This is a genomic window from Flavobacterium soyae (genome assembly GCF_021245985.1).
GTDB classification, from domain to species: Bacteria; Bacteroidota; Bacteroidia; order Flavobacteriales; family Flavobacteriaceae; genus Flavobacterium; species Flavobacterium soyae.
Genome location: NZ_JAJQXA010000017.1, coordinates 91,584 through 98,854 on the forward strand (window position 1 = coordinate 91,584; position 7,271 = coordinate 98,854).

General features: G+C 34.9%; 3 protein-coding genes. 2 read left to right on the plus strand and 1 reads right to left on the minus strand.

The annotated features are described in order from the left end of the window. Nucleotides 1–446: 446 nt before the first annotated feature. Nucleotides 447–3,323, minus strand: coding sequence for a leucine--tRNA ligase (gene leuS / locus LUU93_RS18210; protein WP_232682584.1), 2,877 nt, complete (start codon nucleotides 3,321–3,323; stop codon nucleotides 447–449). A 278-nt stretch (nucleotides 3,324–3,601) separates the two neighbouring features. Between leuS and LUU93_RS18215 the strand changes: the two genes are divergently transcribed. After that, complete coding sequence (locus LUU93_RS18215; RefSeq protein WP_232682585.1) at nucleotides 3,602–3,949, plus strand: winged helix-turn-helix domain-containing protein; 348 nt, start codon at nucleotides 3,602–3,604, stop codon at nucleotides 3,947–3,949. Between the two features lie 233 nt (nucleotides 3,950–4,182). After that, nucleotides 4,183–6,744, plus strand: a complete 2,562-nt coding sequence (locus tag LUU93_RS18220; RefSeq protein ID WP_232682586.1) for a TonB-dependent receptor — start codon at nucleotides 4,183–4,185, stop codon at nucleotides 6,742–6,744. Nucleotides 6,745–7,271: the final 527 nt, after the last annotated feature.

A 7,271-nucleotide genomic window follows, 5' to 3' on the forward strand; every position in this document is an offset into this window, starting at 1 on the left:
GATACGAGAACTATTAAAATGTTACAACGGTTTCAAAAAATTTAATTATTAAATTATAGATACTAGGGTTTGTAGGGTTTGTAACGCAAAGTTTGGAAGTTTTTTTGTTTGTAATTCCGATTTTATCGGTAAAGAGCGCAAAGTTTTTCCACAATCTTGTCATCCTGAGGAACGAAGGATCACATAAGTAACTCTACAAAGATTGACGATTTTGATTGCGGAATTTCTAGTGCGATCCTTCGTTCCTCAGGATGACAAATTGTACGCATTGTCAGTCTGAGCGAAGTCGAAGACCACGCAAGAAGCTCCGCAATCAAAATCGTCAATCTTTGTAGAGTTACTTATGTGATCCTTCGTTCCTCAGACTGACAAAACAAGACGCAAAAAAATCCCAAACTCCAATCGTAAAATTGGAATTTGGGATTTTAAATATTGAAATTTTAAAATTAACCTACAAGGTTGATGATCTTTCCAGGAACAATAATCACTTTATTCGGAGTTTTTCCGTCTAATTGTCTTTGCGTTCTTTCGTCTTTCATTACAATTTCTTCGATTTGCTCTTTGGTTAAATCCAAAGGCAATTCGATTGTGAAACGCATTTTTCCGTTGAAAGAAACTGGATATTCTTTATTCGTTTCAACTAAATGTTTCTCATCAAAAGCTGGGAAAGCAACTTCAGAAATTGAAGTTGTATGTCCTAATTGTGACCATAATTCTTCTGCGATATGCGGAGCATAAGGCGAAACCAAAATAGCTAACGGTTCTAAAATCGCTCTTGAATGACAGTTTTGAGAAGACAATTCATTTACACAAATCATAAATTGAGAAACTGAAGTATTAAAAGAGAAATTCTCAATATCATCAGCTACTTTTTTGATTGTTTTGTGCAATGATTTTAAGTTGTCTTTTGTTGGTTCGTCGTTGTTTACGATCAAGCCATTATCATCAAAATACAATCTCCATAATTTTTTCAAGAAACCAAAAACTCCGGTAATTCCTCCAGTGCTCCAAGGCTTTGTTTGCTCTAATGGCCCTAAGAACATTTCATATAAACGCAAAGTATCTGCTCCATATTCATTACAAATATCATCTGGATTAACTACATTGTACCAACGCTTAGACATTTTCTCCACTTCGCGACCAACAATGAATTTTCCGTTTTCTATTATAAACTCACCATTTTCAAATTGAGGTTGCCATCTTTTTAATCTTTCAACATCGATTTCATCTGCTGCATTTACCATATTAACATCAATATGTAAAGCCTCAGTTTCGTAATCATTCTTAAGATTTTTAGACACATATTTATTTGTGCCTGAAACTCTATAAACTAAAGCACTAGTCCCCAAAATCATTCCCTGATTAATCAGTTTTTTAAATGGCTCTTCAGTTGGAGCAAAACCTTTGTCTTTTAAAAATTTATTCCAGAAACGAGAATACAATAAATGTCCGGTTGCATGCTCGCTTCCTCCAATATATAAATCTACATTTTCCCAGTAAGCTAAAGCCTCTTTGCTTGCAAATTCATTTTCGTTGTGCGCATCCATATAACGCATCCAATACCATGAACTTCCTGCCCAACCTGGCATTGTATTTAACTCTAAAGGAAAAATAGTTACATTGTCAACTAAATCTGTATTGACAACTTTGTTTTGTTTTGTATCCCAAGCCCAAACTGCTGCATTTCCTAATGGAGGCAAACCGTCTTCGGTTGGCAAGTATTTTTCTACTTCAGGCAAAATAATTGGCAAATGCTGTTTGTCAATCATTTTTGGCAATCCATTTACATAATAAACCGGGAATGGTTCACCCCAATAACGCTGACGAGAAAAAACAGCATCACGCAAACGGTAATTTGTTTTTCCTTTTCCTTGTCCAATTTCTTCTAATTTTTCAATTGCTTTTTGAGTTCCTTTTTTATAATCTAATCCGTTTAAGAAATCAGAAGCTGTGATTTCAACGTTGTCTTTAGATCCGTAAGCTGCTTCAGAAATATCAACATTTGCGAAGATATTTTTGATTTCCTGCATTCCGTTTTGACCTTTAAAGAAATTTGCAAAAGCGTAATCTCTTTCGTCTCCGCAAGGAACCGCCATTACAGCGCCTGTTCCGTAACCTGCCAAAACATAATCACCAATCCAAACCGGAATAGCTTCTTTTGTAAATGGGTGCTCTGCATAAGCACCTGTAAATACACCAGAAATAGTTTTTACATCGGCCATACGCTCACGCTCAGAACGTTTTGCTGTTTTTTCGATATAGGCTTCAACTGCAGCTTTTTGTTCTGGAGTTGTAATTTTAGCAACCAAATCGTGTTCTGGTGCCAAAGTCATAAAAGTAACTCCAAAAATAGTATCAGGACGAGTGGTGAATACCGAAATAGTTTCTGGTTGTTGGTTGTTGGTTGTTGGAACTACATCGAAAGTCACCATCGCTCCCACAGATTTCCCGATCCAGTTTCTTTGAGATTCTTTTATAGACTCACTCCAGTCAATATCGTTTAAACCTTGAAGCAAACGTTCTGCATAAGCTGAAATTCGCATACTCCATTGTGTCATTTTTTTTCTTATAACAGGAAAACCTCCACGCTCCGAAACTCCGTTTACAATTTCGTCATTTGCCAAAACAGTTCCTAAGCCTGGACACCAGTTTACTTCTGTTTCTGCCAAATAGGTTAATCTATATTGCAAAAGGATTTTTTCTTGCTCATCTTTAGAAAATGCATTCCATTCGCTTGACGAAAAAACTGCAATATTATCATCAGAAACTGCATTTACATTTGCATTTCCTTCTTTTTCAAAAACAGCAACTAAAGTAGAAACATCTTCTGCTTTGTCTGTCGTTTTATTATACCACGAATTAAACAACTGGATAAAAATCCATTGCGTATGTTTATAGTAATCAGGATTTGAAGTACGCACTTCACGTGCCCAATCAAACGAGAATCCGATTTTGTCCAATTGTTTTCTGTAACCCGCAATTTGTTTTCCTTCTTTGTCAACTCCACCGTCAATATTTACGCGTGTTGTATCTTCCGGACGTTGTCCTGTCTGAATTGCATATTGTTCTGCCGGCAATCCGAAACTATCGTAACCCATTGGATGCAAAACATTGAAACCTTGATGTCTTTTGAAACGAGAATACACATCTGAAGCTATATAACCCAGCGGGTGCCCAACGTGCAGTCCTGCTCCAGACGGATAAGGAAACATGTCGAGAACATAATGTTTCGGCTTTTCAGAGTTATTTTTTGCTGCAAAAGTTTGATTTTCTGCCCAATATTTTTGCCATTTGGCGTCAATTTCGTTTGGATTGTACTTCATTTCTAAGTGACTAAGATTCTAAGTTACTAAGGTTCTAAGGCTTTTCACTAAATTAATTATTAGGCGCAAATTTACATTTATTGCGCATTGTACCAAAGCTATTTCATTGACAAACAAATAAAATAACAAAATACTTATTTAAGATTAAGTAAAAATACTTATGTTTGTATTTTGATTACGTAGACAAAGCATTTCCTTCATTCAATAATTAGTGTTTTGGAAGAATATTTTTACATGAAAAACAATTATTTTTACAAAGTCAATAATTAAAGTTCAGAATGAGTAACGTTAAAAAATATTCTATTGAAGTTCGGGTTTGGATTGAAGAAACTGAGGGCGCCTTTCTTGGTATTGGTAAAATCTGGCTTTTAGAAAATATTCGAAAAACAGGCTCAATTACAAATGCTGCGAAAGAAATGAAAATGGCGTATCGACAAGCCTGGCAATTAGTTGAAGAAATGAACCAGCGTGCAGAAAGTCCGCTTGTTGAAAAATTACTGGGCGGAAAAGGCGGCGGCGGAGCAAGATTGACAGAGGCCGGAGAAAGAGCGATAACTACTTTTTATGAACTCGAAAAACGTATTAAAGATTTTGCTGAAAAGGAAACTCAGAATTTGAAATTTTAAAAACTAATATTTAAACACATAGAAACATAGCTTTAGCAATCGTAAAAAGACGTTTCACTTAATTTAAATACACATAGCAAATCTATGTTTTAAAAACTTGTTTCTTTTTACAAACTTATATGAGGATAAAAAAACTATGTTTCTATGTGTTTAAAAAAATAACCAATCAAACCGACTTTTTTTTTAACTATCAGTATTCATTTTAAAACATACTGAATTTAACAGCCAAAAACATGAACCCAAAACTGTATTTATTCTTTGTTTTTATAAGCCTAAAAAGTTTTTCACAAACTGAAAATTCTATAGTAAAACAAGACAGTATTAAAAAAGAAGAATTGAACGAAGTTGTTATAACAGCATCCCGACGTTCAGAAAATTTACTGCGTTCACCCATAAGTATCGAGCAGTTAAAATCGGCGGAAGCCAAAAATATGGGATCGGCAAGTATTTATGAAGCGTTGGAAAATGTAAAAGGCGCTCAGATTATTACGCCAAGTTTAGGTTTTAAAGTTATAAATACAAGAGGTTTTGCCAATTCAACCAATGTTAGATTTGCACAATTAGTCGACGGAATTGACAATCAGGCTCCGCATTTAGGCGCGCCAATTGCAAATGCTTTGGGTGCAAATGATCTCGATATCGATAAAATTGAAATTATTCCCGGAACTGCCGCTGCTTTGTACGGAATGAACGCCATTAATGGTTTGGCGAATATTCAAACTAAAAATCCTTTTGAATATCAGGGAATTGCCATACAGCAATTAACCGGCGTAAATCATGTTGGAAATATTGACCGGTTTTCTCCAAAAATTTATTCACAGTTTAATTTGAGATTGGCGAAAGCTTTCAATGAAAAATTTGCTGTAAAAGTAAATGCATCAACTACGGGCGGAACGGATTGGGTCGCAGATGACAGAACCGATCTGGCTCCAAATGCCAATGCTTCAACCAATTTATTTGGTGCAGATAATCCGGCTTATGATGAAGTAAATGGTTATGGAAATGAATCGGCAAATAGAAAAACATTAAACCTCAACGGCAAAAATTATGTTGTTGCCAGAACGGGTTATCGCGAAACAGACATTACAGACTATGACATTAAAAATTACAAAGCCGATGTTGGATTTTATTTTCGCCCAAAACAAGGAAATGAACTTTCTGTAACATATAAAACTGCTTTAATCAATACGATTTATCAGCGTTCCAACCGTTTTAGGCTTGACGATTATACTTTAAATCAGTTTGCAGTAGATTATCACACTCCAATTTTTCAGGTAAAAGCGTACGCCACAACTGAAAATACCGGAAACTCATACAATTTGCGTTCACTTGCCGAAAACATGGACCGCGCTTATAAATCTGATGATAAATGGTTTGCAGATTACAGCACCGCTTATAAAAATGCGGTTACAAACGGTGTTTCAATTGCCGATGCACACAGAATTGCCAGAACACAATCTGATCAGGGTCGATTTGAACCCGGAACAGAGACTTACGAAAACAAGAAAAACGAATTAATCGATATTAATAACTGGGATATTGGCGCGGCTTTGCGCGTAAAATCGACTTTGGTTCATGGCGAAGGTTTGTTTAATTGGGACAAAGCTTTTACTTCATTCTTCGAAAAAATCGATGCAAAACTGTTAAGCGGTTTAGATTACAGAAATTACATTATAGTTCCAGACGGAAATTACTTTATCAATCCTGTTCATGCTGATGAAAATTTGACGTACCAAAAAACAGGAGGTTTTACACAATTGACAAAAGATTTATTTAATTCAAAACTACGTTTAGGCGCAACAATTAGAATTGACAAAGCTGATTATTTTGATGCTAAATTCACACCACAGTTTACAGCTGTTTATTCTCCAAAAGAAGCCCTTAATTTTAGAGCTTCATATCAAAACGGATATCGATTTCCGAGTATTTTTGAAGGATTTTCCAATGTCAATTCCGGCGGGGTAAAACGAGTTGGCGGATTGCGAATTATGTCTGATGGAGTTTTTGAGAATTCGTATACTAAAGCTTCTATCGATAAATTTCAGGCGCAGGTTAATACAGATGTAAATACAAATGGTTTGACTCAGGCACAGGCCATTGAAAAGAATAAAAATACCATTCAAAAAAATCCTTATACATATTTACAGCCTGAATTTGTAAAGTCGTTTGAGTTTGGTTTTAGGGGAATTACATTAAACAAAAACCTTTATATCGATGCTGATTTTTATTATAACTCTTATAAAAATTTCATCGCTCAGGTTGAGGCGAGTATTCCAAATACTACAGATCCAAATCAAATTCCAACTGCATTATATTCCAGAAACACTCAAAATCGTTACCGTTTGTGGACTAATTCTAAAAGTAAAATTTACAATTACGGCGGAAGTTTAGGTTTAAAATATCGAATTGATGACACTTTTACGGCTTTAACCAATCTTACTTACACCAAACTTGACCGAACTGATGATAAAGATGGTTTAGAAGATGGCTTCAACACACCGGAATTTAATGTAAACGGAACTTTAATGGCTCGAAACATCTGGAAAAATCTTAGCGCAAGTGCTACGGCCCGTTATCAAAATAATTTTGATTATGTTTCTTTTTTAGTCAGCGGAACTGTTCCGGCTTATTGGTCAATGGATGCACAGATCAATTATAATTTCAAAAAAACGGGCCTTACTACAAAATTAGGCGGAACAAATATTTTAAATAAACCTTATACCTCTATTCTTGGCGGACCATCAATTGGCGGGTTGTATTATTTATCTCTAGTTTGGGAAACCAGCAAAATTTAATATTTTACCGTGAACTTTGCGTTTTTTTGCCACAGATTAAAAGGATTAAAATGATTAAAATGATTTTTTCTAATCTGTGTGAACCTTTTAATCTGTGACTATTCTTTTTTTACTTTGCAAACTTTGTGTAAAACCTTGCGTGCTTTGCAGTTAAATTTACACATAGTTTTTTGCCACAGATTAAAAGGATTTTTCTAATCTGTGAGAATCCTTTAATCTGTGGCTATTCTTTTTTTACTTTGCAAACTTTGTGTAAAACCTTGCGTACTTTGCAGTTAAATTTACACATAGTTTTTTGCCACAGATTAAAAGGATTAAAATGATTTTTCTAATCTGTGAGAATCCTTTAATCTGTGGCTATTCTTTTTTTACTTTGCAAACTTTGTGTAAAACCTTGCGTACTCCTATGTTTGTCAAGTTAATTTACGATGAGTGATCGTTATGTTTAAATTTGCAATAATTAAGTGAAAAGGAATGAGAGTCCATTGGCGCCTAAATAGTTCAAGAAACATATTCTCGCAAAGAAA

Excerpts from the sequence above, each read along its gene's own strand:
- leuS (WP_232682584.1), bottom strand. The coding sequence starts at position 3,323 with ATGAAGTACAATCCAAACGAAATTGACGCCAAATGGCAAAAATATTGG.
- LUU93_RS18215 (WP_232682585.1), top strand. The coding sequence starts at position 3,602 with ATGAGTAACGTTAAAAAATATTCTATTGAAGTTCGGGTTTGGATTGAA.
- LUU93_RS18220 (WP_232682586.1), top strand. The coding sequence starts at position 4,183 with ATGAACCCAAAACTGTATTTATTCTTTGTTTTTATAAGCCTAAAAAGT.